Source organism: Microbacterium sp. YJN-G (genome assembly GCF_015040615.1).
GTDB lineage: Bacteria > Actinomycetota > Actinomycetes > Actinomycetales > Microbacteriaceae > Microbacterium.
The window spans coordinates 129124-150905 of sequence record NZ_CP060402.1 but is presented as its reverse complement, the minus strand read 5'-3'; the positions used below and the strand labels follow the sequence as shown (position 1 = coordinate 150905).

Genomic DNA, 21782 nt, shown 5'->3' with positions numbered 1-21782 from the left:
GGGGCGGGCCCGGACTTCGTGTTCGACGGATGCGGAAGGATGCCGTGGCGCACGGCATCCGCTGTCTCAGATGCCGGCGGGCGGCCAGACGCCGATGATGATCGCCATCACCACGATGGTGACGAGTTCGTGGGCGATGTTCAGGGTGGTGAGCTTGGTCGAGCGGCCCTCGAAGGCGTCGTGCGTGATGAAGCGCGCCGCCGTGAACCCGGCCCACAGGGTGACCGCGGTGACGACGGCCGCCCAGAAGTACGACCCCTCGTAGAAGTGCCAGGCGATGGATGCCGCACCGGCGAGCACCCAGGCGGTGATGAAGCTCACCAGCACGGTCGTGATCATCGGGATGATGGCGCTCGACCCCGGCCGGTCCATGTCGACGTTCGCGAGCCTCGACCAGCGCGTGCCGAACACCTTCGGCGCGTACCAGATCGATCCCACGATCATGGTCGAGACCGTCGCCAGCAGCACTGCCCAGTAGTTGATCTCCGGAATGGTCATCCTGCCTCCTCGCTCGGATGCGGTCAGACTACTCCCCGGCGGCCGATCGGCCCGGCAGCCGGGCCAGTCGCACGCTGCCGGCCGGCCCGCCGGCCGACAGCCGATCAGCCGCGCATGGCGACGCCGCGGCGCCAGTACCCCATGAAGGCGACCTGGGCGCGGTCGACGCCGAGGTCCTTGACCAGGTGGCGGCGCAGGGTGGTGACCACGCCGCTCTCACCGGCGATCCAGTAGTAGCGGTCGGTGGGGGCATCGGTCGCGGCGATCTCCTCGCCGAGCGCGGAGTACACCGGCGTCTCCCAGAGCAGCTCCTCGGTCTCGACGTCGCGCACCTCGACGGCGGCGGCATGCCCGCCCAGGTGCTGCAGCACGGCGGGGATGAGCGCGGTGCCGTGCAGCTCGCCGGTCTCGCGCGGCAGCCAGGTCACCTCGACACCGGCGGGGGCGTCGATCGTGAGGACGTCATCCGCCGTGGGCACCTCGATGAAGGCCGTGCCGCGCAGGTCGCGCGGGGCGTCCTCGAGGATGCGCGCGATCGCCGGAGCGGCGGTCTCGTCTCCGGCCAGCAGCACCGATCGTGCCGCGCCCGGCGAGAACTCGGCTCCGCCGTGCTCGCGCATCGGCACGTTGCGGCGCGGGCCGACGATGAACAGCGGCTGCCCGACCCTGGCCGTGCTCGCCCAGGTCGAGGCGGGACCGGTGAGCCCGGGCTGCAGGTGCAGCACGAAGTCGACGACGAGTTCGGTGCCGGCATCCGTGGTGCGCAGCTCGCGCACCGAGTAGGTGCGCATGGATCCGCGCTCGGCCTCGGGCACCGCCAGGTACGAGCCCCACCAGTCGTCGCTGTCGCGGTCGATCGCCGGCACGACGTCGGGCGACGGCGGGAAGACGATCTTGATACGCGAGTCGAACACCTCGCCGGGTGTGCCGAAATCGTCGAGGTCGGAGCCGCCGAACGTGATCCGCACGAAGTTCGGCGAGACGCGGTCGACGGCCCGCACCTCGGTCAGCGCGAGGGCGTAGGCGGGTCGCGTCCTGGTGGTCGTGGTGGTCTCAGCGGACATGGTGCCTCCCGATGGGCGTGACCATCGGCTTACCGGAGACCGGGTCGATGGTGATCTGATTGGCGAGGCCGAAGACCTCTTGGACGAGTTCAGCGGTGACGACGTCGTGCGGGGTGCCGGCGGCGTGCACCCGGCCGTCCTTCATTGCGACCAGCTCGTCGGCGTAGCGCGCCGCGAGGTTGAGGTCGTGCAGCACCATCACGATGGTGGTGCCGTGCGAGACGCACAGGTCGGTGAGCAGATCGAGCACCTCGACCTGATGGGCGACGTCGAGGAAGGTGGTCGGCTCGTCGAGCAGCAGGATGTCGGTCTCCTGCGCGAGGGCCATGGCGATCCACACCCGCTGCCGCTGCCCACCCGAGAGCTCGTCGACGTTGCGGTCGGCGAGATCGGTGATGCCGGTGGCAGCCAGTGCGTCGGCGACGGCCTCGTAGTCGTGCGTGCTCCAGCGCGAGAGCACTCCCTGGTGGGGATGCCGACCGCGGCCGACGAGATCGGCGACGGCGATGCCCTCGGGTGCGATGGGCGACTGCGGCAGCAGGCCGAGGATGCGCGCCACCTCCTTCGAGGGCCGTGCGTGCACCGACTTGCCGTCGAGCACGATCTGCCCGGCGGTGGGCGAGAGCAGACGCGCGAGCGAGCGCAGCAGGGTCGACTTGCCGCACCCGTTCGCACCGACGATCGAGGTGATGCGTCCCTGCGCGAGGGTGAGGTCGAGGCCGTCGATGATGGTGCGGTCGCCGTAGGCCAGGGTGACGGACTCGGCCGACAGGGTGTGCGCCGCGGTCACAGTGAGCCTCCGGATCGGTTGGTGCGGATGAGCAGGTAGATCAGGTACGGGGCGCCGAGCACGCCCGTGACGACGCCCACCGGGTAGCGGGCGCCGAGAGCGAACTGGCCGATCAGGTCGCCGCCGAGCACGAGCAGCGCGCCGACCAGTCCCGCCGGGATGAGCAGGTTCGAGTCGGGCCCGGTCAGGCGTGCGGCGATCGGGCCCGCCATGAAGGCGACGAAGGCGATCGGGCCGGCGGCAGCGGTGGCGAAGGCGAGCAGGGTCACTGCTCCCACGATCAGCAGCACGCGGGCGAGGTTCACTCGCACGCCCAGACCGGATGCCGAATCATCGCCGAGCTGCATGGCACTGAGCGATCGGCTCTGCAGCAGCATCAGCGGCACCGTGATCGCGGCGGCGACCGCGAGCGGCAGCACCCGCTCCCATGAGGCGTTGCCGAGGCTGCCGGTGAGCCACTGCATGGCGGTCTGGATGTCCCAGCTGGCGGCACGCGAGAGCAGGTACGAGATCACGCTCTGCAGCATCGCGGCGACGCCGATGCCGATCAGGATCAGCCGGGTGCCGGCGAATCCGCCCTTGTTCGAGAGCAGGTAGATGACGGCGGCGGTGAGCAGGGCCCCGCCGAGGGCCAGCAGCGAGACCAGGGGTCCGTCGAGCGAGAGCACGATGATGCCGACCACGGCAGCGGCGCCCGCGCCGTGCGAGATCCCGATGATGTCGGGCGAGGCGAGCGGGTTGCGCAGCAGGGTCTGGAAGGTCACGCCGGCGATGCCGAACGCGAGACCGGCGAGCACCGCGAGCACGGACCGGGGCAGGCGCAGCTCGCCGACCGTGAACGAGGCGCCCGGGACGGTCTGCCCGAAGATCACCGGGATGATCTCGTCGAGCCCGTAGAAGGTGTTGCCGACCATGAGGGCGACGACGAACGTCGCCAGCAGCAGGATGCCGAGGGTGACGCTTGCGACCATGCGGCGGCGCCGGCGGGCGCGGCGCCCGGCCAGGATCGCCGCAACGCCGGAACGCGCGAACGGCGCGGCAGCGCCGGAGCGCGCAGCGTGCACAGCATCCGCCGTCTCGTCCTGCGCCTCGCGCACCGGGCCGGATCCGATCGTGGTCATCACAGCTCACGCACCTTCTGCCGCCGGACGATCCAGATGAAGAACGGTGCACCCAGCACAGCGGTGATGATGCCGACCTGGATCTCCTCCGACGACGGCGCGATGACCCGGCCGATGACGTCGCTCGCGGTCAGCAGCGCGGCACCGGCCAGCGCCGAGAACGGCAGCAGCCAGCGGTGGTCGGTGCCGATCAGCATCCGGCACACGTGCGGGACGACCAGGCCGATGAACCCGATCGGGCCGGCGATCGCGGTCGCAGCCCCGGCGAGGATCACGGCGCCCAGCGCCGAGACGAGCCGCGTGCGGAAGACGTGCTCTCCCAGGCCGGCGGCCATGTCGTCGCCGAGGGCGAGGGAGTTCATGCCGCGCGAGGCGGCGAAGCAGATCAGCGCACCGACCGCGAGCACGGGGGCCGTCATCGCGATGCGTGGCCACTCCGCACCGCCCACGCCGCCGATCTGCCAGGACTGGAACGCCTGCAGCAGGTCGACGCGCGGCAGCATGATCGCACTGACGAGCGAGGCGAACGCCGCCGAGGTGGCGGCACCGGCCAGGGCGAGCTTGAGCGGCGTGGCACCGCCACGTCCGAGTGAGCCGACTGCGTAGACGAAGGTGGCGGCGAGCGCAGCGCCGGCGATGGCGAGGGCCATCTGGCCGTAGGCCGAGGTGATGCCGGCGAAGGCGATGCCGACCACGACGGCGAGCGCGGCGCCGTTCGAGACGCCGAGGATGCCGGGCTCGGCGATCGGGTTGCGGGTGACCGCCTGCATGGTCGCCCCCGACAGCGCGAGCGCCGCCCCGACCAGCAGGGCGAGCACGGTTCGGGGGATGCGCTTGATGATCGCCGCCTGGGCGATCGTGTCATCGTGCCCGGTGAGAGCCGCGACGACGTCGGCGGCCGACACCTCGCGCACCCCGAAGGCGACCGAGAGCACGCAGAGCACGGCGAGCACGCCGACCCCGGCGAGCAGCCACGCCGTGCGCACCGACACCGGGCGTCGCAGGTCGGCGACGCCCGGTGTCGCTCTGCCCTGGTCCTGCGAAGCTCGCGAGTCCTGGGAGATGGCGGTCGTGGTGCTCACGGGATGCGTGCTCCGCGTGCGCTCAGTCCGCGAGCGGCTTCGCCAGCACGGCGAAGTAGTCGTCGAGGCCCCACGGGATCGACAGCGGCGAGGGGTTGGCGGATGCCGCGAGCGGGGTGGCGTCGCCGAGCACGGCGATGCGGCCCTCGGCGACGGCCGGGATCTTCGACAGCAGCGGGTCGGCCTGCAGGGTGGCGATGATCGACTCGTCGCCGTAGGTGACGAACACGTCGACGTCGTTGAACTTGTCGGCCTCTTCGGCGCTGACCGACACGTAGAAGTCGGTGCTGTCCGCGCTCTCCTCGACGACCGCCGGCATGGGCAGCCCGAGGTCGTGCAGGTAGCCGGGGCGGGTGTCGGCCGCGGTGTAGAAGCTGATCTGGCTGAGGTCGGCGGGGTCGATGTAGGTGAACAGCAGCTTCTTGTCCTTCAGCGCACTGTTCGCCTCGAGCGCGGCATCCGCCTCGGCATCGAGCTTCTCGATCAGGGCCTCGCCCTCGTCGGCCAGGCCGAGCGCCTTCGAGCTGAGCTCGATCATCTCGTCGACCGAGGTGCCCCAGGCGACGCCAGGGTAGGCGATGACCGGGGCGATCTTGGAGAGGGTGTCGTACTCCTCCTGCGTGAGGCCCGAGTACGCAGCGAGGATGACGTCGGGCGCGGTGTCGGCGACGGCCTCGTAGTCGATGCCGTCGGTCTCGTCGAACAGCACGGGCGTCTCGGCGCCGAGCTCTTCGAGCTTGTCCTCGACCCACGGCAGCACGCCGTCGCCGTCGTCGTCGCCCCAGGTGGCCTTGCTCATGCCGACCGGCACGATGCCGAGGGCGAGCGGAACCTCGTGGTTGGCCCACGCCACGGTCGCGACGCGTTCGGGCTTCTCGGTGATGGTCGTCTCGCCGTACACGTGCTCGATCGTGACGGGGAAGGCGGAGTCGGATGCGGCGGAGCCGGCGTCGGCGGCGGAGTCCCCGGATGCTGCGGATGAGCAGGCGGTGAGACCGGCGGCGAGGACGACTGCGGCGCCGAGGGCGAGAAGGCGGGAAGTGCGCACGGGCGATTTCCTTCGGTCGGGGGCGCGGCGCGGGAAGCCGCGCTTCGGTAAGGCTCGCCTAAGGTATCACGACTTAGGCAAGCCTCACCTCCCCTCCCCGCCTCTGTGACGTCTCGCCGGGACTGCGGTCAGGCGATGCCGCCGCCGTCCACGACCAGCGCCGAGCCGGTCACATACGACGCGTCGTCGCTGGCCAGCCACACCACGGCAGCGGCGATCTCGCTCGGCTGACCCATGCGGTTCAGGGGCCGCTCGGCGGCCTCGGCGAGGAAGCCGGCCTGGTCCTGGCCGAGCTGCTCGGCCTCGTCGCGCAGCATCCCGGTGTCGACGTCGCCCGGGTTGACGGAGTTGACCCGGATGCCGTCGGGGCCGTGGTCGATGGCCAGCGCGCGGGTCATGTTGACCACGGCGCCCTTCGAGGCGCAGTACGAGATGGCCTGGCCGCCGCCCTTGAGACCCCAGCCGGATCCGGTGTTGACGATCGAGCCGCCGCCGGCGGCCTTCATGACCGGCACGACGTGCTTGCACATCAGGAAGATCGCGCGCACGTTCACGCCGAACACGCGGTCCCACTCCTCGACGGTGGTCTCGACGGCGGTGGTGCGACGGATGATGCCGGCGTTGTTGAAGACCACGTCGATGCCGTCGAACGCCTCGTTCGCGGTGGCGACCACCCGGATGATGTCGTCCTCGCTGGAGACGTCGGCGCCGATGGCGATCGCCGTGCCTCCTGCGGCGCGGATCTCGTCGGCGACGGCCTCGGCGGCCTCGGCGTTCAGGTCGACGACCGCGACGGCGGCGCCCTCGGCGGCGAACGCGAGCGAGGTGGCACGGCCGATGCCCCCGGCTCCGCCGGTGACGATGGCCTTCTTGTTCTGCAGACGCATGGGATTCCCTTTCGGTTCGGTTTCAGAGGGCCGGGTCGGGCGCGGCGACAGCGTACATGCTGGTCGTGCCGACTCCGGTGACGATGCGGATGTGCCCGGAGAGCCGGGCGTCGAGATCGGGGTCGCCGGTCTCGACGATGAGCGGCCTGCCGAGCAGATCGATGATCTTCTGCTCGGGGGCGACGACCATCAGCGGGTCGTCGCCGAGGGCGCGGATGACGGCTGCTGAGAGCTGCTGGTTTCCGCGGCCCAGCAGGAATCCCTGCCCTCCGATCACGGTGACGACGGCCTGGGCGGGCCCCTTCGCCACCTCGGCGAGCAGCTGCTCCTCGCTGGCGGCGGCGATCACCTGGCGCCCGTCGAGGATCACGTCGACACCCAGCGGCGACTTGCGGATGCCGAGCTGCCCGGCGACCTCGGCGGTCGTGCTTCCAGGACCCAGCAGGTAGCGGATGCCGGGCAGCATCCGCCGCACGACCCCACGCGCGGCGGCGACGACGGCGGCGGCCTCGGATGCCGGGGTCGCGGCCTTGCGCGACTGGGTGCGGCCGACCTTGAACGGGACACGTAGCATCCCGTGCAGCACGGGGTCGACGCGGGCGTGCCGCATGGCCTGCTCGTCGACGTCGAGCACCTCGCGCTCAGCGGTCGGCAGCGTGCCGTCGGCCCACTCGGCGGCGAGCGCGCCGGCCGCGTGCGGGCTGACCGCGAACACCGGCGAGTACATCTTCACCCCGGCGGGGATGCCGAGCACGGCGGGCTGGTCGGCCGGCTGGTCGGTAGCGAGTTGACCGACGGGGGTCCTCGTGAGACCCGCCGCCGCATCCCGCAGCGTGCCGTCGCCACCCGCCACCAGGATCAGCGTCGCCCCGGCCGCGGCGACCGCTGCGACCGCGGCGGAGGTGTCCGCCGCATCCGTCGCGGGGCCCGGCTGATGCACGACCCAGGGTTCCAGGCCGGCCGCGCGCACGGCATCCGCCCCCATCGTCCCGCCGGCCGTGATGACGACCAGCGCGGGATGCCGGGCCGCCAACACCCGCAGCGCGGCGGTCGCCCGCTGCGGGGCACGGGCGTGCGCGCCGCGCTCGAGGGCGAGGCGCTGCACGTCCGCGCCGTCGGAGCCGGCGAGGCCCGCAGGCCCGCCGACCCCGGCGACGGGGTTGACGACCAGTCCGATCACGACGCGGCGGCACCCTCGAGGGCAGGGGCGACCGCGTCGGCCCGCAGCTCGCCGAAGTACTTGCGGCGGTAGGCGCGCCAGGTGATGGCCCAGCGCTCGGGGTCGTCGAGGTCGTCGTGGTGCGTGTGGTGCACGGTCTGGTTGTGCGGTGCGGTGCGCACCAGCTCGGGGTTCTCGCGCGCCTCCTGCGCGACCTGCGCGAGCGCGGTCACGTACTCGTCGATCTCGGCCTTCGAGTAGCACTCGGTCGGCTCGAGGGTGAACGGCTGCGGCACCACGTACGGGTGGTGGCTGGTCCAGTAGTGGAAGCCGTAGTCGGCCATCCGGATGCCGATCTCCTCGGAGCTGATGCCGGTGTCCTCGTACAGCTCCTGCCACGAGTAGCGCACCTGCTCGATGCGCCGGCGGCCGGCGGCGTACGGCGCCGATGCCCCCGGGATCTCGAGCACGCGCTTGAGGAGGTAGTTGTTGTTGAGCACGGCGATCTGCGAGGCGGTGAGCATGCCCTCCGCACCGAGCGCCATGATCCACGCATAGGCGCGCACCACGTGCAGGATCACGCCGTGAGCCGGCGCGACGTGGCCGATCGACAGCTCGCCGGGCTCACGCACGACGAACCGCCCGTCGACCCGCTCGACCCGCGGCCCGGGCAGGAACGGCGCCAGTTCGGCGCTCACGGCGTTCGCCGCCGCACCGGGGCCGCCGCTGCCGTGCGGGGCGGAGAAGGTCTTGTGCAGGTTGAACTGGCACACGTCGAAGCCCGCGTCGCGGGCGCGCGTGATGCCCAGGATGCCGGCGGCGTTGGCCTGGTCGTACGAGGCGAGGGCGCCCACGGCGTGTGCGGCATCCACCCATTCCCGGATGGCCGGGTTGTAGATGCCGGTGTCCTCGGGGTTGGTGACCATGATCGCCGCCGTGCGCTCGGAGAGCGCGGCCTTGAGCGCGTCGATGTCGGGGTAGCCGTCGGCGTCGGGGTAGATCGTGATGACCTTGTAGCCGGCGACCTTCGCGGCGGCGGCGTTGGAGGGGTGGCTGAAGATCGTGGTGATCACCTCGTCGCGCTGCTCAGCCTCGCCGCGCGACTCGTGGTACGCGCGGATCATGGCGATGTTCGTCCAGATGCCGGCCGAGCCGCCGGGCGAGGCCAGCGAGACGGCATCCATGCCCGAGATCTCGGCCATCAGCTGCTCGAGCCGCCAGATCATCTCCAGCGCACCCTGCGTGTCGGCCGGGTCCTGCGCGGGGTGCAGCGCGCGCAGCTGCGGCACCTCGATCAGCTGATCGTTGATCTTCGGCGAGTACTTGATCGTGCAGGTGCCCTGCCCGATGTCGACGTTCAGGTCGGAGCCGAGGTTCTCCTGCGACAGGCGCAGGTAGTGCTTGAGCACGCGCATCTGCGCGATCTCGGGGAGCGCGGGCGGCTGCGGGCGGCGCATGCCCTCGGGAAGGGCTGCGACGACGTCGCCGACGACCTCGCGCACGCCGGCCTCGACGGCCGGCACGGCGATGCCGCGCTCACCGGGGGTCGACAGCTCGAAGACGATCGGCTCGTTCCAGCTCGCCTGGTGGAAGCTGCGCGGGCTGGATGCGGGGGTGATGGGCAGGCTCACTTCGAAACCTCCTTGCTGTCGGCGCCGAGCGCGCTCGAGGACCGGGTCGTGGTGATGAGATCGGTGATCGCGCCGGTGAGGCGGTCGATGTCGGCGGCGGAGGTGGTGTCGGTGACGCAGACGAGCAGGGTGTGCTCACCCGTGACCACGCCCGGTTCGATGCCGTCAGCGCGCAGGGCGTCGACGACCTCGGCGGCCCGGATGCCGGCGAACCGCACGGTGAACTCGCGCAGGTGCAGCGCCTGGTCGCCCAGCTCGACGCCGTCGATCGCCGAGAGCCTCTGCTGGGCGTAGCGCGTGCGGGCCAGCAGCAGCCTGCCGAGTTCTGCCATGCCGGCGGGCCCCATCAGCGACAGGTAGACGCCCGCGGCGATGCCCCAGAGGGCGGCGGCGGTGCCGACCCACTCCTTGCCCTCCTCGCGGTGGGCGAACGAGGTGCGGTCGTAGGCGACGTCGCCGAAGCCGTACTCACCCGGCACGTCGGTGGACTCCAGGCCGAACAGGCGCGAGGGCATCTCCATGACGAACCGCGGGTCGTCGTGCACGGCGATGAACCCGGCGTGCGCGCCGCCGAACCACTGGTGCAGGCCGAGTGACTGGATGTCGCCGGTGACGATGTCGGCGCCGTGCAGCGCGGGCGGGGTGAGCACGCCGTAGCCGATCGGGTCGGTGCCGACCACGACGACGGCGCCTGCCGCATGCGCGGCTTCGGCGATCTCGGCCAGACGGGTCTCCACGGCGCCGGTCGCGCTGGGGGTCTCGATCCACACCGCGGCGACGTCGTCGCCGAGGCCTGCGCGCAGCGCCTCGAGGTCGGCGATGCCGTCGGCGGTGCCGATCCGCTCGATGGTCACGTTCGCGCGCACGTAGTCGTGCACCTTCGAGAACTTCTCGGGCAGCACGTCGCTGACGGCCAGCACGCGGCTGCGTCCGGTCAGCCGGCCCGCCATCGCGATGCCGGTGGCGGTGGCCTGATAGCCGTCGTAGGTGGGCACGTTCACGACGTCCATCGCGAGCAGCTCGGCCATCAGCGACTGGTACTCGAACAGCGCCTGGAAGCGGCCGTGGTCCTCGTAGGGCTCGCCGGCGTAGGCGGTGAGGAACTCGCTGCGACGGATCACCTCGTCGACGACGGCCGGCACGTAGTGGTTGTAGGTGCCCGCACCCAGGAAGCTCAGCCGCTCCTCGGTCGAGCGGTTCTGCGACAGGATGCCGCGCACGTGCCGGGCGAGATCGTGCTCGGCCGGCAGCGGAGCCGGCAGGTCGAGCTCTCGCTGCAGGCGCAGCTCGGCCGGCACGTCGGCGTAGAAGTCCTCCTCGGATGCCGCGCCGACGGCGTCGAGCATCGCGCGCCGGACCTCTGGCGCGGTGTTGGGAATGTACGGGTGGACGAACGACTCTGTCACAGCATCCTTCATTCGGTCGTGGTGGTCAGGGTGAGGAAGGGCACAGATGCCGCACGCGGCGAGGCGATGACCGCGGCGCCGTAGGCGCCGAGTTCGACCCGGCCGGTGGCATCTGCCCCGGTGAGCAGGTCGACACCGGATGCCGGCAGCTCGAACGCCACCGGATCCGTGCCGTGGTTGAGCAGGAAGGTGTAGTCGGTGGTGTCGTCGGCGCGGGTCACAGCCTCGGCCTCGACGTTCACGACGTCGCGTGCGGGGAGACCCGCGGCGTGCAGGATGTCGCGGAAGACCGTCAGCATCCCGTCGTGCTCGAGCTTCGCGCTGACGTACCAGGCCGCTCCGTCGCCGACAGGGCGGCGCGTGACGGCGGGGTGGCCGTCGAGCACGCCGGATGCGTAGCCGCCGCGCACCTCGACATCGGCGTCGGCCTCGATCCACTCGGCCCAGTGCGGTACGGCGAGCTCGGCGGCGCCGTAGCCCACCTGCCCGCTGAGTCCGTCGGCGATCGGCCACTGCTCGTCGACCTCGACGCCCAGCAGCGCGCGCAGCGGGCCGGGGGCACCGCCGTCGTGCACCTTCTCGGTCGCATCGACCACGCCCGAGAACGGGCCGACCACGACCGTGCCCCCGCTCTCGGCGAAGGCGGTGAGGGCGTCGGCCTGCGGCTGCTCGGTGATGTACAGGTTCGGCACGACGACGAGGTCGTAGCCCTCGAACGGGCCCGTGGCGCGCACGGTGTCGACCGCGTGACCGAGCGTGTGCAACGCATGGTGCCAGGTCCTGGCCTGCTCGTCCCAGCGCAGTCGCTGCGAGGGCAGCGACTCGACGGCGCTCGACCCCCACCAGGAGTCCCAGTCGACCACCAGTGCGACCCGTGAGCGCACGCGCGTGCCGCGCACGGCCTCGAGCCGCTTGAGTTCGTGGCCGAGCGCCTTGGTCTCCTGGAAGCTGCGCGAGCGCTCGCCGCGGTGGCCGAGCATCGACGAGTGGAACTTCTCCTGGCCGTACTTGGCCTGACGCCACTGGAAGAACATCACGGCATCCGATCCGTGTGCCACGGCCTGCAGGCTCTCGACGCGGATCCGCCCCGGCGCCTTGGGCACGTTCACGTCGCGCCAGCTGGTGGCGCTGGCCGACGACTCCAGCAGCAGCCAGGGGCGGCCGCCCTTGAGCGAGCGCATCAGTCCGTAGTTCAGGGCGGCGCCCACGTGCGAGGTCGGGTCGGCGGGCTCGGGGTAGGCGTCGTCGGTGACGATGTCCTCACGCGCCGCGAAGTCCCAGTAGTCCAGGTCGCGGAACATGCTCATGAAGTTCGTGGTGACCGCGATGTCGGGGGTGACCTCGCGCAGCACGTCGATCTCGATCTGGAACAGCTCGAGCATCGCGTCGGAAGAGAACCGCTCGAAGTCGAGCAGCTTGGTCGGGTTGATCGGGCCCGGCGCCTTCTTCGGCGTCTCGATGTGCTCCCACGAGGTGTAGCGCTGACCCCACACGTTCACGCCCCACGCCTCGTTGAGCCCGTCGAGGTCGCCGTAGCGGTTCTGCAGCCAGCGGCGGAAGTGCGCGGCGGATTCGGGGCACCAGCACCGCGAGATGTGGTCGCCGTACTCGTTCGAGATGTGCCACATGGCAAGCCCGGGGTGCTCGCCGTAGCGCTCGGCCATGGCGCGGGCCATCCGGGCGACGTGCTCGCGCCAGATCGGTGATGACGGGCAGTAGGTCTGGCGTGAGCCGAACTCCAGCCGGTGCCCCTCCGAGTCCCACGGCGCCATCTCGGGGTGGGCGCGCAGCAGCCAGGACGGCGGGGTCGCGGTGGCGGTCGCGAGGTCGATGCGGATGCCCGCCTCGTGGAGCAGGTCGAGGATGCGGTCGAGCCATCCCCAGTCGTAGACACCGGGTTCGGGCTCGAGCTGCGGCCAGCTGAAGATCGGCAGGCTCACCATGGTGACGCCGGCCTCCTTCATGAGGCGGATGTCCTCGAGCCAGGTCTCCTCCGACCACTGGTCGGGGTTGTAATCGCCGCCGAAGGCCAGAGCGTCGATGCGGACAGGGCGGATGCGCTCATCGGCGATCTCGTCAGCCACAGCGGCTCCTCTCTGAGTCAGGGTCGACACGAACACTGTTCAATGTATTCTGTATACAGAATAGCGTAAACACAAAGAATGACGTGGTCAAGCTCTAAGCTGACCGAAGCGGTGGAAGGGACCGAAATGGCGATCGAGCGCAAGAATCTCCGATCTCAGGTGCGCGAGGAACTGCTTGCGCGAATGCGCACCGGCCTGGCGCAGCCCGGCGGGAGCATCAACGAGGTGCAGTTGGCCGCCGAGATCGGCGTGAGCCGCACCCCGCTGCGCGAGGCGCTGATCGCCCTCGAGTCCGAGGGGCAGATCACCAGCGAGAACGGCAAGGGCTTCCGCTTCGTGCCGCTGTCGGCGCGCGAGTTCGAAGAGCTCGCCCCCGTCATGGCCGCGCTGGAGAGCCTCGCGCTCGAGCTGTCGCCCATCGACGAGCTCAAGCGCATCGGCGCGCAGCTGGCAGACCTCGCCGCCGCCTTCGCCGACGAGATCGCCGAGCACGGCCTGATCATCACCAAGGACGACGAGTGGCACGCCCTCATGCTCTCGGCGTGCCCGAACCGCAGGCTGCTCGACGTGATCGAGAGCACCCGCAGCGCTTTCCATCGCTACGAGTCGCTGCTCGTCGCTGCCGACGTCATGGTCGAGCGCGTGGCGGCCGAGCACGGCGCGATCGCGCATCACCTGACCGCCGGCGACATCCCCGCCGCCATCGAGGCGCTCAAGGTCAACTGGAACTCCGGCATGCGCCGCATCCTCGACAACTCGTCGAGCCAGTACTTCACAGCCTGAGCCGTCGCCGGGTCGTCAGACGGCGATACTCAGCGCGTCCAGATCGCGTCCATCGGCAATGCGGTGATGCGCTCGCCCACCGCGACCGCCCGCGCACCCGTGTGCAGCACATAACCGGCGACGAAGCGGTCGCCCAACCGCTCGCGCAGCACACCCAGCCCCGCGGCATCCTTCGCATTGACGGTCGCCGCCGCCTTCACCTCGATCCCTACGACACGACCATCCGGCGTCTCGAGGACGACGTCCACTTCGACGCCACGACTGTCCCGATAGTGATGAAGCGTCGCTCTCGCGTCGGCCCACCCGAGCTGACGCCGCAGTTCACCGACCACGAAGCACTCCAGAAGCGGGCCGGCCGAAGGGGAGATCGGTCCGAGCGAACCGTCACCGAGTCCGAGTAGAGCGGCCGCGAGACCCGAATCGACGGGAAACACCTTGGGTTGCTTCACTTCGCGGGATGTCAGATTCACCGCCCAGGCGGGCAGCGTGTGCGTGAGGTAAAGCGTCTCAAGTAGAGCGGCATACGGCTCGAGAGTGCGTCGCGGGATCCCGGCATCCGCAGCGAGCCCACTCCACACCATCGTGCCCCCCATACGTGCCGCGATCAGCCGCAGCAGTCGTGGAAGATCAGCGAGCCGCTGAAGGCCGGAGATGTCGACGGCGTCTCGCTTCACGATCTGCGCGAGGTAGGCGGTGTACCAGTCCTGTCTCCGCCGAGAGGACCCTCGACGGAGCGCTTCAGGGTAGCCGCCGGCGACGGCAAGCTCGAGATAGTCGGACCGAACGAGAGGGCTCTCGTGATCTCCGAGGTTGGCCCCCGAGAACACTGTGTCGATGAATGAGCCGCCGTCACCGTGAAGCTCGCGTTGGCTGAACGGATAGAGGTCGATCCGCTCCGCCCGTCCCGCAAGTGACTCGTGTGTCGCTGACAGGTCGAGAAGATCCGCCGAGCCCGTCACGAGAAAGCGCCCCGGCCGCTGATCGCGGTCGACTGCAGCCTTCAGGGCGACAACGAGCTGCGGGACCCGCTGGAGTTCGTCGATGACGAGCATTCGCTCGCCCGCCTGCCCGACGAATCCAGCAGGGTCGGTTCGGGCGAAATCGAAGGACTCCTGGTCATCCAGCGTGACGGTGATACCTTCGCGCCTCTCGAGCAACTGACTGGAGAGTGTGGATTTGCCGACCTGCCGAGCCCCTTGGATGACCACGATCCGCGTATCGGCAAGCGCAGACTCGACGCGTCCGAATACGTTGCGATGAATCAACCCGGGGTTCTCCATGGTGCGATCGTACGAGAAACCTCGCCGTTTCACCACCCTATGCTCGCCGTTTTACCACCTTCTGCTCGCCGTTTCACCACCTTATGCGCGCCGTTTCACCACCCCGTGCTCGCCGTTTCACCATCATGGTCACGCCCACGTGTCAGCCCTTCACGGCTCCGCCGAGCAGGCCCGACACGAACTGCTTCTGGAAGACCAGGAACAGCAGCATCAGCGGCAGCGTCGCCAGCAGCGAGCCGAGCATCAGACCGGAGTAGTCCACCCGGCTCATGCCGATCATGGTGTTAAGCGCCACCGGCACGGTGTAGTTCTGCTCGGTGTTGAGCATGAGCAGCGGCCAGATGAACGAGTTCCACTGGCTGATGAACGTGTAGATCACCAGCGCTGCGATCTGAGGCCTCGCCACCGGCAGCACGATGCGGTAGAACGTGCGCAGCTCGGAGGCCCCGTCGATCCGCGCCGCCTCGATCAGGCTGGGCGGGAAGTCGAGGAACCCCTGCCGCATGAGGAAGATGCCGAACGCATTGGCCAGGAACGGCAGGACGACCGCCTGATACGTGTCGATCCAGCCCATGCCGGCCATGATCTGGAACAGCGGCACGAGCAGCACCTGCATCGGGATCATCATCGTGACGAGCACGACGCCCAGCAGCACACCCCGGCCCCGGAAGCGGTAGGTGGCCAGTCCGTAGCCGCACATGATGCTCACGATCGAGCTGAACACCGTGTAGATGACGGCGATCAGCAGACTGTTCAGCATCACGCGGCTGAACCCGATCCGCTCCTCGAGGCGGGCGAGGTTCTCCCACAGCTGGTCGCCCGGCAGCATCGGCAGCGGCGTGCCGAACAGCGCCGAGGTCGGGTGCGTGGACGCGATGATCATCCACAGGAACGGCACGATCGACACGACGGCGGCGAGGATCAGCAGCGCATACAGCGGCAGGCGCAGCATCCGGCTCCGCAGGCCGCGCTCCCCCGCGCCGCGGCTGACGCCGTCGGCGTTGCCGGTCACGACGACTCTGGTCGCGAGGTCGGTCATGGCTTCTCCCTCATCACACGGAACTGGACCACGGCGATGATCGCGGTGAGCACGACGAGCATCCAGGCGATCGCCGAGGCGTAGCCGAAGTCGAACTGCCGGAATCCGACCTTGTACAGGTAGAGCACCGGGGTGAGCGTCGCGTCGTTGGGCCCGCCGCCGGTGAGGATGAAGTTCTCGTCGAACAGCTGCAGTGCGCCGATGGTCGATGTGACGCTCGTGAAGATGAGCACCGGCCGCAGCTGGGGCAGGATGACATGCCAGAAGGTCTGCCAGCGGCTGGCGCCGTCGATGCGCGCGGCCTCGTACAGCTCGCCGGGGATCGACTGCAGTCCCGCCAGGATGATGACCATGTTGTAGCCGGTCCATCGCCAGGTGACCGCCGCGATGACCGCGGCACGTGCCCACCACTCGTTGTTCAGCCAGTCCACCGGCCCGATGCCGGCGAGGCCCAGCAGCTGGTTCACGGCGCCGCCGTCGGTGGCCAGCAGCACGCGGAAGACGACCGCGTAGGCGACCAGCGTGGTCACCGCGGGCAGGAAGGTCAGCAGCCGGAAGCCCGACCGGAACCGCAGCCACGACTGGTTCAGCAGGTAGGCGAGTCCCACGGCGAGCGCCATCATCAGCGGCACCTGGATGATGAGGATGATCCCGGCGTTGAACAGGCTCTTCGCGATCAGCGGGTCGGCGAACAGCCGCTGGTACTGCGAGATGCCCACGAAGAGCGAGACGCCGGCCTCGGTGCTCGTGAGGCTCTGCCACAGTGAGGCGAGCAGCGGGTAGGCGAAGAAGAAGGCGAGCAGGCCCACGGCGGGCAGGACGAACCAGCGTCCTGCCCGCCCCGGGTCGACCCCGCGACGCCGCCGCCGAGGGGCGAGCAGAGTCATTCCGCGATGCTCCTGCCGGTCGAGGTGGCCAGCTGCTGGGCGGCGTCGGCGAGAGCCTGCTTCGGGTCCGCACCGTTGAGCACGACCGCGCTGACCAGGTTGATGACGACGTCGGCGGCCTCGGCGCTGTCGGAGGTGTAGACGATCGGCGGGATCTCGGCGGTCAGCTCGGCGAAGGTCTCGTACACGGGCTCGCCTGCGAAGTACTCGACGGGCTGCGAGAACAGCTCGTCCTCCAGCGCGGGCAGGTACGACGGGAACAGCCCCTCGTTCTGCATCATCGACGTCTGGCTGGCCGTCTCGGCCAGCGCGAAGTCGACGAAGGCCGCCGCGAGCTGCGGGTTCTTCGACTGCGAGGGCACCGCGAGTCCGGAGCCGCCGTTGTTCGAGGTGCGGGTGCCGCCTTCGTCGAAGGCCGGCAGCGGCAGCACGCCGTACTTGCCCGCGTGCTCGGGTGCGTCGCCCTGCAGGGTGCCGATCCACCAGACGGCCTCTGCGGTGACGGCGGAGTCGCCGTCCTTGGCCGAGGTGACCCGGCCGTCCCAGCCGCGCACGTTCTTGAGCAGGCCGTTGTCGTTGAGGTCGCGCAGCATCGTGAGCACGCGCTCGGCCTCGGGGCTGGCGAGGGTGATGTCGCCGTTCTCGTCGAACAGGCCCTGACCCAGCTGCTGCAGCAGCATCTGGAACGTACCGTTGCTGGAGAGGTCGACCGAGATCAGGGTGTGCCCGGTCTTCTCCTTGACGACCTTGCCCAGCTCGATCAGCTCGTCCCAGGTGTCGGCTCCGGCGATGTCGACGCCGGCCTCCTCGATGATGTCGGTGCGGTAGTACAGCGCGACGGTGCCGGAGTCCCACGGGGCGATGCGCAGGGCGCCGTTCTTGTCGGATCCGGCCGCCCACTTGAACGGGTCGAAGTCGGACTCCTGGTCGCCGAGCACGGGGCTCAGGTCGAGCATCCCCTTCGGGAACTGGGTGATGTACCCGGCCGACTGCTCGGTCTCGATGGTCACGACGTCGGGCAGGCCGGTGCCGGCCTGGAAGCCGACGGCCATCTTGTCGTAGGCGTTGTCGTAGCCGACGTCGACGACGTTCACGGTCGTCCCCTCGTTGGCCTTCTCGAAGTCCGCCGCGAGGCGCTCCAGCGCGACGGCGCCGACGTCCCACGACCAGACGGTGATCTCGCCGCTGAGCTCGGCGTCCGATTCGATCTTCGCGTCGCCACCGGCTGCGGGCACGCCGCCGGTGGCGCAGCCGGTGAGCGCGAGGCCGAACGCCGTCAGAGCGGCGAGGGCGAGGGGCTTCTTCATGTCATCCTCCATTGAATATTGAATACAGCGATCGGGTATGAAATTGTCAGTCGGATTTCGCGCGGGTGACGGGGTCGGAGATCCGCGCGAGGGGATCAGGAGTGCGGGTCGGGCTCGGTCAGCCGGACGGCCAGGTCGATGAACAAGGCGGCCGACCAGCCGAAGGCGGTGGTCGCGCGGCCGGCCTTCAGGCCGGTGTGCGGGTTGTAGTACTCGTGCGGCCCGCCGCCGTGTACCACCAGGCGCACGGTCTGCTCGCGCAGCTCGCGCGCGCGGTCGGCGAAGCCGGAGGCCTCGAGGCCTTCGGCGACGAGAGCGCTGGTGTTGATCCAGATCGGCCCGCGCCACATGCGCTCGGGTGAGAAATCGGGGTCGGATGCCGCCACCGTGGGCAGCCCCCACGCCAGGGCGTAGCGCTCCGGGTCGTCGAGCGCGGTGCGCAGCGCGTCGCGGACGTCGTCCGGCAGCGTGCCGGTGCGCAGCGGCAGCAGCCCCAGCACCGTGTCGGAGCGGATCTGCTCGCCCGCGCCGAAGGCGATGAAGCGGGATGACGTGGCATCCCACATCCGCAGCAGCAGCTCCTGCGTGCGCTGGGCGCGCGTGACGAAGCGCGTGGCGTCGGCATCCGGTTCGTACCGGGCCAGCAGCCCCGCGATCTCGCGGTCCTGGCACACCAGGTACGACCCGAGGTCGGGGGCGGCGGTCGGGATAGGGCCGTCGAAGACGGGGCTGTCGTCGAGTCCGGACGAGTAGGGGTGGCCGTACTCCGGCATCCCGTCGCCGTCGAGATCGGATGCCGCGAACCACCAGTCCTGCGACCGGATCACCCGGTCGAGCTGCCAGCGCGCCCAGTCGGGCGCATCCTCGACCTCGAGAACCCGGCGCAGCGCCCACGCGGCCAGCGGCGGCTTGGTGAGCGGCACCGGCTGCGACGGGTCGGCGATCTGCGATCCGGCGCGACGGAGCGTCGCGCGGTCGCTCTCGGGCAGGTCGTCGCTGGAGGCGAGGATGCCCTGCTCGTGCACGACGTCGGGCAGCTGCCCGTCGGCGCCGGCGAACCGGAAGGCGATGTCGAGCTGCTCGCGGGCGAGCTCGGGGTCACCGTGGCGCAGGCCCACGGCGATGAAGTACGCGTCCCACTGCCACAGGCCCACGTAGCCGATCTTCGAGGGGACGACGGCCCTGGCGTCACCCAGGGAGGGCAGCTCGACGATGTTGGCGCCGAGCACCCACCAGCAGAACGCGGTCATCGGCTGCAGGTCGGTGCGCACGCGCGGGCACTTCGCGAACCACTCCAGCCACTGCGCCTCGCACGCGGCGAGGGCGGCGGCGTGGTCGCCGTCCTCGGTGACGGCGGTGCGGCCGGCGCCGAGGCGCAAGCGGATGCCGGCGGGGGTGAGCGGAAGAGTCTCGATCCGACCGTCGGGATGCCGCAGCTCGACCCGCGTGCCCTCCGGGCCCGCGATCGAGAGGGCGGCGGGTCCGTCGAACGTGAGAGTGGGCGGTCCCGTTTGGGTCCCTGAGCTTGTCGAAGGGCCGGCAACCCAGGCGGGCGACGAGCCGAAGGCGATGCGCCACGGAAGCACGTCCGACACCGGCAGCACCTGCCCCGCGGCATCCGTCACCGTCACGCCGTCGAGCAGGCGGCATTCGTCGAGCGGCTTCTCGTACTCGGAGGTGTGCACGCGCACCCCGTCGCCGTCCTCCGAGCGGAACACGAGGATCCGCGACCTGGGCAGGGTGAACGGCGCGGTGATCAGGTCGAGGTGGCCTGCGGCGAGCGCGGCGAGGCCGGCGGCATCCGTCATCAGCGGCCACCGAGTCCCGAGGCGGCCATGCTGTTGAGGATCTTCCGCTGTCCGATCACGAACACGATGAGCATCGGCAGGGTGGCGATCGCGGATGCCGCCATGACCAGCCCGTAGTTGATCGAGCCGTGCTGGCCCTGGAACGAGGTGAGCAGCAGCGGCACGGTGAACAGGTCGGGCGTGTTCAGCAGGATCAGCGGGAAGAGGAACGCGTTCCACACGCTGAGCGAGGTGATGATGGCGAGCGCCGCGAGGCCGGGGCGCAGGTTCGGCAGCACGATGCTGAAGAAGATCCGCAGGCGGCCGGCGCCGTCGACGAGCGCAGCCTCTTCGAGCTCCTTCGGCAGCGACAGCACGAACTGCCGCATCAGGAACACGGCGAACGGGTTCGCGATCATGCCCGGCACGATCAGCGCCAGGTGCGAGTCCACCCAGCCGAGGTTGGACATCAGCAGGTAGAACGGGATCAGCGTCACCTGCGCCGGGATCATCTGCGTCGCGAGGAAGACGATGAAGAGCACCTTGCTGCCGCGGAACCGGATGCGCGCGAACGCGTACCCGGCCATCGATGCCGTCAGCAGGGTGCCCGCGACCACCAGCGCCGTGATGTACGCACTGTTCAGGTACGCCTGCCCGAACGGCACGGCATTCCACGCGTCGGCGTAGTTCTGCACGCTCCACGGATTCGGCAGGAACTCCAGCGGACGCTGCAGCAGCTGCGGCAGCGTCTTCAGCGACGTCAGCAGCATCCACACGAACGGGAACACCATCGCGATGCCGGCGACGACGAGCGTGATGTGCAGCAGCACGGCGCCGGTGCGCCGGCGTCCGGCGGCGTGCCGGCCGGGGCGCTGGCGCCTGGTGCCCGGTGCGACGATGGCGATGGTCGAGTCCGTGGGAGGCAGTGCCGTGCCGTCGGTGAGGCGGGGCGTGGTGATCTCGCTCATGCGGGGTCGTCCTCGTAGTGCACGAACTTCTTCTGCGCGGCGAACTGGATGCCGGTGATGACGAGCGTGAGCACGAGCAGGATGATGCTCGCCGCGCTCGACGGGCCGAACTCGAAGCGCCCGAAGCCCAGATCGTAGATGTGATAGACGATCGTGCGGGTCGCGTTGTCGGGCCCACCGCCCGAGACCAGCACGTAGACGATGTCGAAGGTCTGCAGCGACGAGATGAACGCGATGACCGACGAGAAGAACACGATCGGCGAGAGCAGGGGAAGGCGGATGCTGAGCAGCAGGCGCACCGCGCCTGCGCCGTCGATGCGGGCCGCCTCGATCACGGACGGCGAGATGTTCTGCAGTCCGGCGAGGAAGATCACCACGTTCAGGCCCAGCGACGACCAGATCGTGACGATGCAGACGGCCAGCAGGGCCAGTCGCGGGTCCTGCAGCCAGTTCGGCGGCTCGATGCCGAACACGGTCGAGATGGTGGTCGAGAGCACGCCGTCGACGCGGAACATCTGCTGCCAGATCATCGCGATGGCGACGGTGGCGGTGACGACGGGTGAGAAGAACAGCACGAGGTAGAGCGCCCGGGTCTTCAGACGCTCGAGCGCGACGGCGATCACGACCGCCAGTCCCAGGCCGATCGGCACGGTGACCACGGCGATCGCCAGGGTGTTCAGGATCGAGCGCAGCAGCAGCGGGTCCTGCAGCTGGTCGACGAAGTTGTCGGCGCCGACCCAGGTCAGCTCACCGAGCCCGTCCCAGTCGGCGAAGGCGAGCACCAGGCTCGCGGTGAACGGGAGCACCACGAACAGCGCCATGCCCAGCAGCTGCGGGCCGACGAACACGTAGCCCCAGAGCCGGTCGCGCCGCCGCCAGGCGGACTCCCTGCGCAGGCGCGGGGCGGATGCCGCAGGGGTCACCTGCGGCATCCGCTCCGTGCCGATCTGCTGCGTCACTC

19 protein-coding genes are annotated in these 21782 nt (G+C 69.9%); 1 reads left to right on the top strand and 18 read right to left on the bottom strand.

The genetic code is table 11. The annotated features are described in order from the left end of the window. Positions 1–66: 66 nt before the first annotated feature. The 11 genes from H7694_RS00680 to H7694_RS00630 form a co-directional block, all read right to left on the bottom strand. Entirely contained in the window at positions 67–498 is a 432-nt protein-coding gene (locus H7694_RS00680; RefSeq protein ID WP_193597684.1) for a DUF1761 domain-containing protein, read from the bottom strand. Between the two features lie 104 nt (positions 499–602). Continuing rightward, a complete protein-coding gene (locus tag H7694_RS00675; RefSeq protein WP_193597683.1) occupies positions 603–1562 on the bottom strand; it encodes a siderophore-interacting protein in 960 nt (319 codons plus the stop codon). After that, positions 1552–2352, bottom strand: a complete 801-nt coding sequence (locus tag H7694_RS00670) for an ABC transporter ATP-binding protein (RefSeq protein ID WP_193597682.1) — start codon at positions 2350–2352, stop codon at positions 1552–1554. The genes H7694_RS00675 and H7694_RS00670 overlap by 11 nt, the downstream gene beginning before the upstream one ends. Continuing rightward, positions 2349–3473, bottom strand: a complete 1125-nt coding sequence (locus H7694_RS00665) for a FecCD family ABC transporter permease (RefSeq protein WP_193597681.1) — start codon at positions 3471–3473, stop codon at positions 2349–2351. Before H7694_RS00665 ends, H7694_RS00670 begins: the two co-directional genes overlap by 4 nt. After that, positions 3473–4537 carry an iron ABC transporter permease gene (locus tag H7694_RS00660; RefSeq protein WP_193599007.1) on the bottom strand — a complete coding sequence of 355 codons (1065 nt, stop codon included), beginning with the start codon at positions 4535–4537 and terminating at the stop codon, positions 3473–3475. Before H7694_RS00660 ends, H7694_RS00665 begins: the two co-directional genes overlap by 1 nt. A gap of 40 nt (positions 4538–4577) precedes the next feature. Further along, entirely contained in the window at positions 4578–5603 is a 1026-nt protein-coding gene (locus H7694_RS00655; RefSeq protein WP_193597680.1) for an iron-siderophore ABC transporter substrate-binding protein, read from the bottom strand. A gap of 128 nt (positions 5604–5731) precedes the next feature. Beyond that, positions 5732–6490 (bottom strand): SDR family NAD(P)-dependent oxidoreductase, encoded by a 759-nt coding sequence (locus tag H7694_RS00650; protein WP_193597679.1) that lies wholly within the window; start codon positions 6488–6490, stop codon positions 5732–5734. 22 nt (positions 6491–6512) lie between these two features. Then, positions 6513–7670 carry an ATP-NAD kinase family protein gene (locus tag H7694_RS00645; protein WP_193597678.1) on the bottom strand — a complete coding sequence of 386 codons (1158 nt, stop codon included), beginning with the start codon at positions 7668–7670 and terminating at the stop codon, positions 6513–6515. Beyond that, positions 7667–9280 (bottom strand): aminomethyl-transferring glycine dehydrogenase subunit GcvPB, encoded by a 1614-nt coding sequence (gcvPB, locus tag H7694_RS00640; protein WP_193597677.1) that lies wholly within the window; start codon positions 9278–9280, stop codon positions 7667–7669. Before gcvPB ends, H7694_RS00645 begins: the two co-directional genes overlap by 4 nt. Further along, complete coding sequence (gene gcvPA / locus H7694_RS00635; RefSeq protein WP_227468213.1) at positions 9277–10686, bottom strand: aminomethyl-transferring glycine dehydrogenase subunit GcvPA; 1410 nt, start codon at positions 10684–10686, stop codon at positions 9277–9279. Before gcvPA ends, gcvPB begins: the two co-directional genes overlap by 4 nt. 8 nt (positions 10687–10694) lie before the next feature. Continuing rightward, complete coding sequence (locus H7694_RS00630; RefSeq protein ID WP_227468212.1) at positions 10695–12770, bottom strand: beta-galactosidase; 2076 nt, start codon at positions 12768–12770, stop codon at positions 10695–10697. Between the two features lie 111 nt (positions 12771–12881). On the opposite strand from H7694_RS00630, the gene H7694_RS00625 reads away from it, so the two are divergent. Further along, positions 12882–13553, top strand: a complete 672-nt coding sequence (locus H7694_RS00625) for a GntR family transcriptional regulator (RefSeq protein ID WP_227468211.1) — start codon at positions 12882–12884, stop codon at positions 13551–13553. A 29-nt stretch (positions 13554–13582) separates the two neighbouring features. Here the strand turns inward: H7694_RS00625 and H7694_RS00620 are convergent, their stop codons facing one another. The 7 genes from H7694_RS00620 to H7694_RS00590 all read right to left on the bottom strand — a co-directional run bounded on the left by H7694_RS00620 (position 13583) and on the right by H7694_RS00590 (position 21780). After that, positions 13583–14833, bottom strand: a complete 1251-nt coding sequence (locus tag H7694_RS00620; RefSeq protein ID WP_193597674.1) for an ATP-binding protein — start codon at positions 14831–14833, stop codon at positions 13583–13585. A 142-nt stretch (positions 14834–14975) separates the two neighbouring features. Beyond that, positions 14976–15872 (bottom strand): carbohydrate ABC transporter permease, encoded by an 897-nt coding sequence (locus H7694_RS00615; protein WP_193597673.1) that lies wholly within the window; start codon positions 15870–15872, stop codon positions 14976–14978. Continuing rightward, a complete protein-coding gene (locus tag H7694_RS00610; protein WP_193597672.1) occupies positions 15869–16759 on the bottom strand; it encodes a carbohydrate ABC transporter permease in 891 nt (296 codons plus the stop codon). Before H7694_RS00610 ends, H7694_RS00615 begins: the two co-directional genes overlap by 4 nt. Continuing rightward, positions 16756–18066 (bottom strand): ABC transporter substrate-binding protein, encoded by a 1311-nt coding sequence (locus tag H7694_RS00605; RefSeq protein ID WP_193597671.1) that lies wholly within the window; start codon positions 18064–18066, stop codon positions 16756–16758. Before H7694_RS00605 ends, H7694_RS00610 begins: the two co-directional genes overlap by 4 nt. Positions 18067–18161: 95 nt before the next feature. Beyond that, entirely contained in the window at positions 18162–19874 is a 1713-nt protein-coding gene (locus H7694_RS00600; RefSeq protein WP_193597670.1) for an amylo-alpha-1,6-glucosidase, read from the bottom strand. Continuing rightward, complete coding sequence (locus H7694_RS00595) at positions 19874–20821, bottom strand: carbohydrate ABC transporter permease (protein WP_193597669.1); 948 nt, start codon at positions 20819–20821, stop codon at positions 19874–19876. The genes H7694_RS00600 and H7694_RS00595 overlap by 1 nt, the downstream gene beginning before the upstream one ends. Continuing rightward, positions 20818–21780 carry a carbohydrate ABC transporter permease gene (locus tag H7694_RS00590; RefSeq protein WP_227468210.1) on the bottom strand — a complete coding sequence of 321 codons (963 nt, stop codon included), beginning with the start codon at positions 21778–21780 and terminating at the stop codon, positions 20818–20820. The genes H7694_RS00595 and H7694_RS00590 overlap by 4 nt, the downstream gene beginning before the upstream one ends. Positions 21781–21782: the final 2 nt, after the last annotated feature.

Excerpts from the sequence above, each read along its gene's own strand:
- H7694_RS00675 (WP_193597683.1), bottom strand. The coding sequence starts at position 1,562 with ATGTCCGCTGAGACCACCACGACCACCAGGACGCGACCCGCCTACGCC.
- H7694_RS00600 (WP_193597670.1), bottom strand. The coding sequence starts at position 19,874 with ATGACGGATGCCGCCGGCCTCGCCGCGCTCGCCGCAGGCCACCTCGAC.
- H7694_RS00615 (WP_193597673.1), bottom strand. The coding sequence starts at position 15,872 with ATGACCGACCTCGCGACCAGAGTCGTCGTGACCGGCAACGCCGACGGC.
- H7694_RS00605 (WP_193597671.1), bottom strand. The coding sequence starts at position 18,066 with ATGAAGAAGCCCCTCGCCCTCGCCGCTCTGACGGCGTTCGGCCTCGCG.
- H7694_RS00680 (WP_193597684.1), bottom strand. The coding sequence starts at position 498 with ATGACCATTCCGGAGATCAACTACTGGGCAGTGCTGCTGGCGACGGTC.
- H7694_RS00595 (WP_193597669.1), bottom strand. The coding sequence starts at position 20,821 with ATGAGCGAGATCACCACGCCCCGCCTCACCGACGGCACGGCACTGCCT.
- H7694_RS00650 (WP_193597679.1), bottom strand. The coding sequence starts at position 6,490 with ATGCGTCTGCAGAACAAGAAGGCCATCGTCACCGGCGGAGCCGGGGGC.
- H7694_RS00610 (WP_193597672.1), bottom strand. The coding sequence starts at position 16,759 with ATGACTCTGCTCGCCCCTCGGCGGCGGCGTCGCGGGGTCGACCCGGGG.
- H7694_RS00620 (WP_193597674.1), bottom strand. The coding sequence starts at position 14,833 with ATGGAGAACCCCGGGTTGATTCATCGCAACGTATTCGGACGCGTCGAG.
- H7694_RS00665 (WP_193597681.1), bottom strand. The coding sequence starts at position 3,473 with ATGACCACGATCGGATCCGGCCCGGTGCGCGAGGCGCAGGACGAGACG.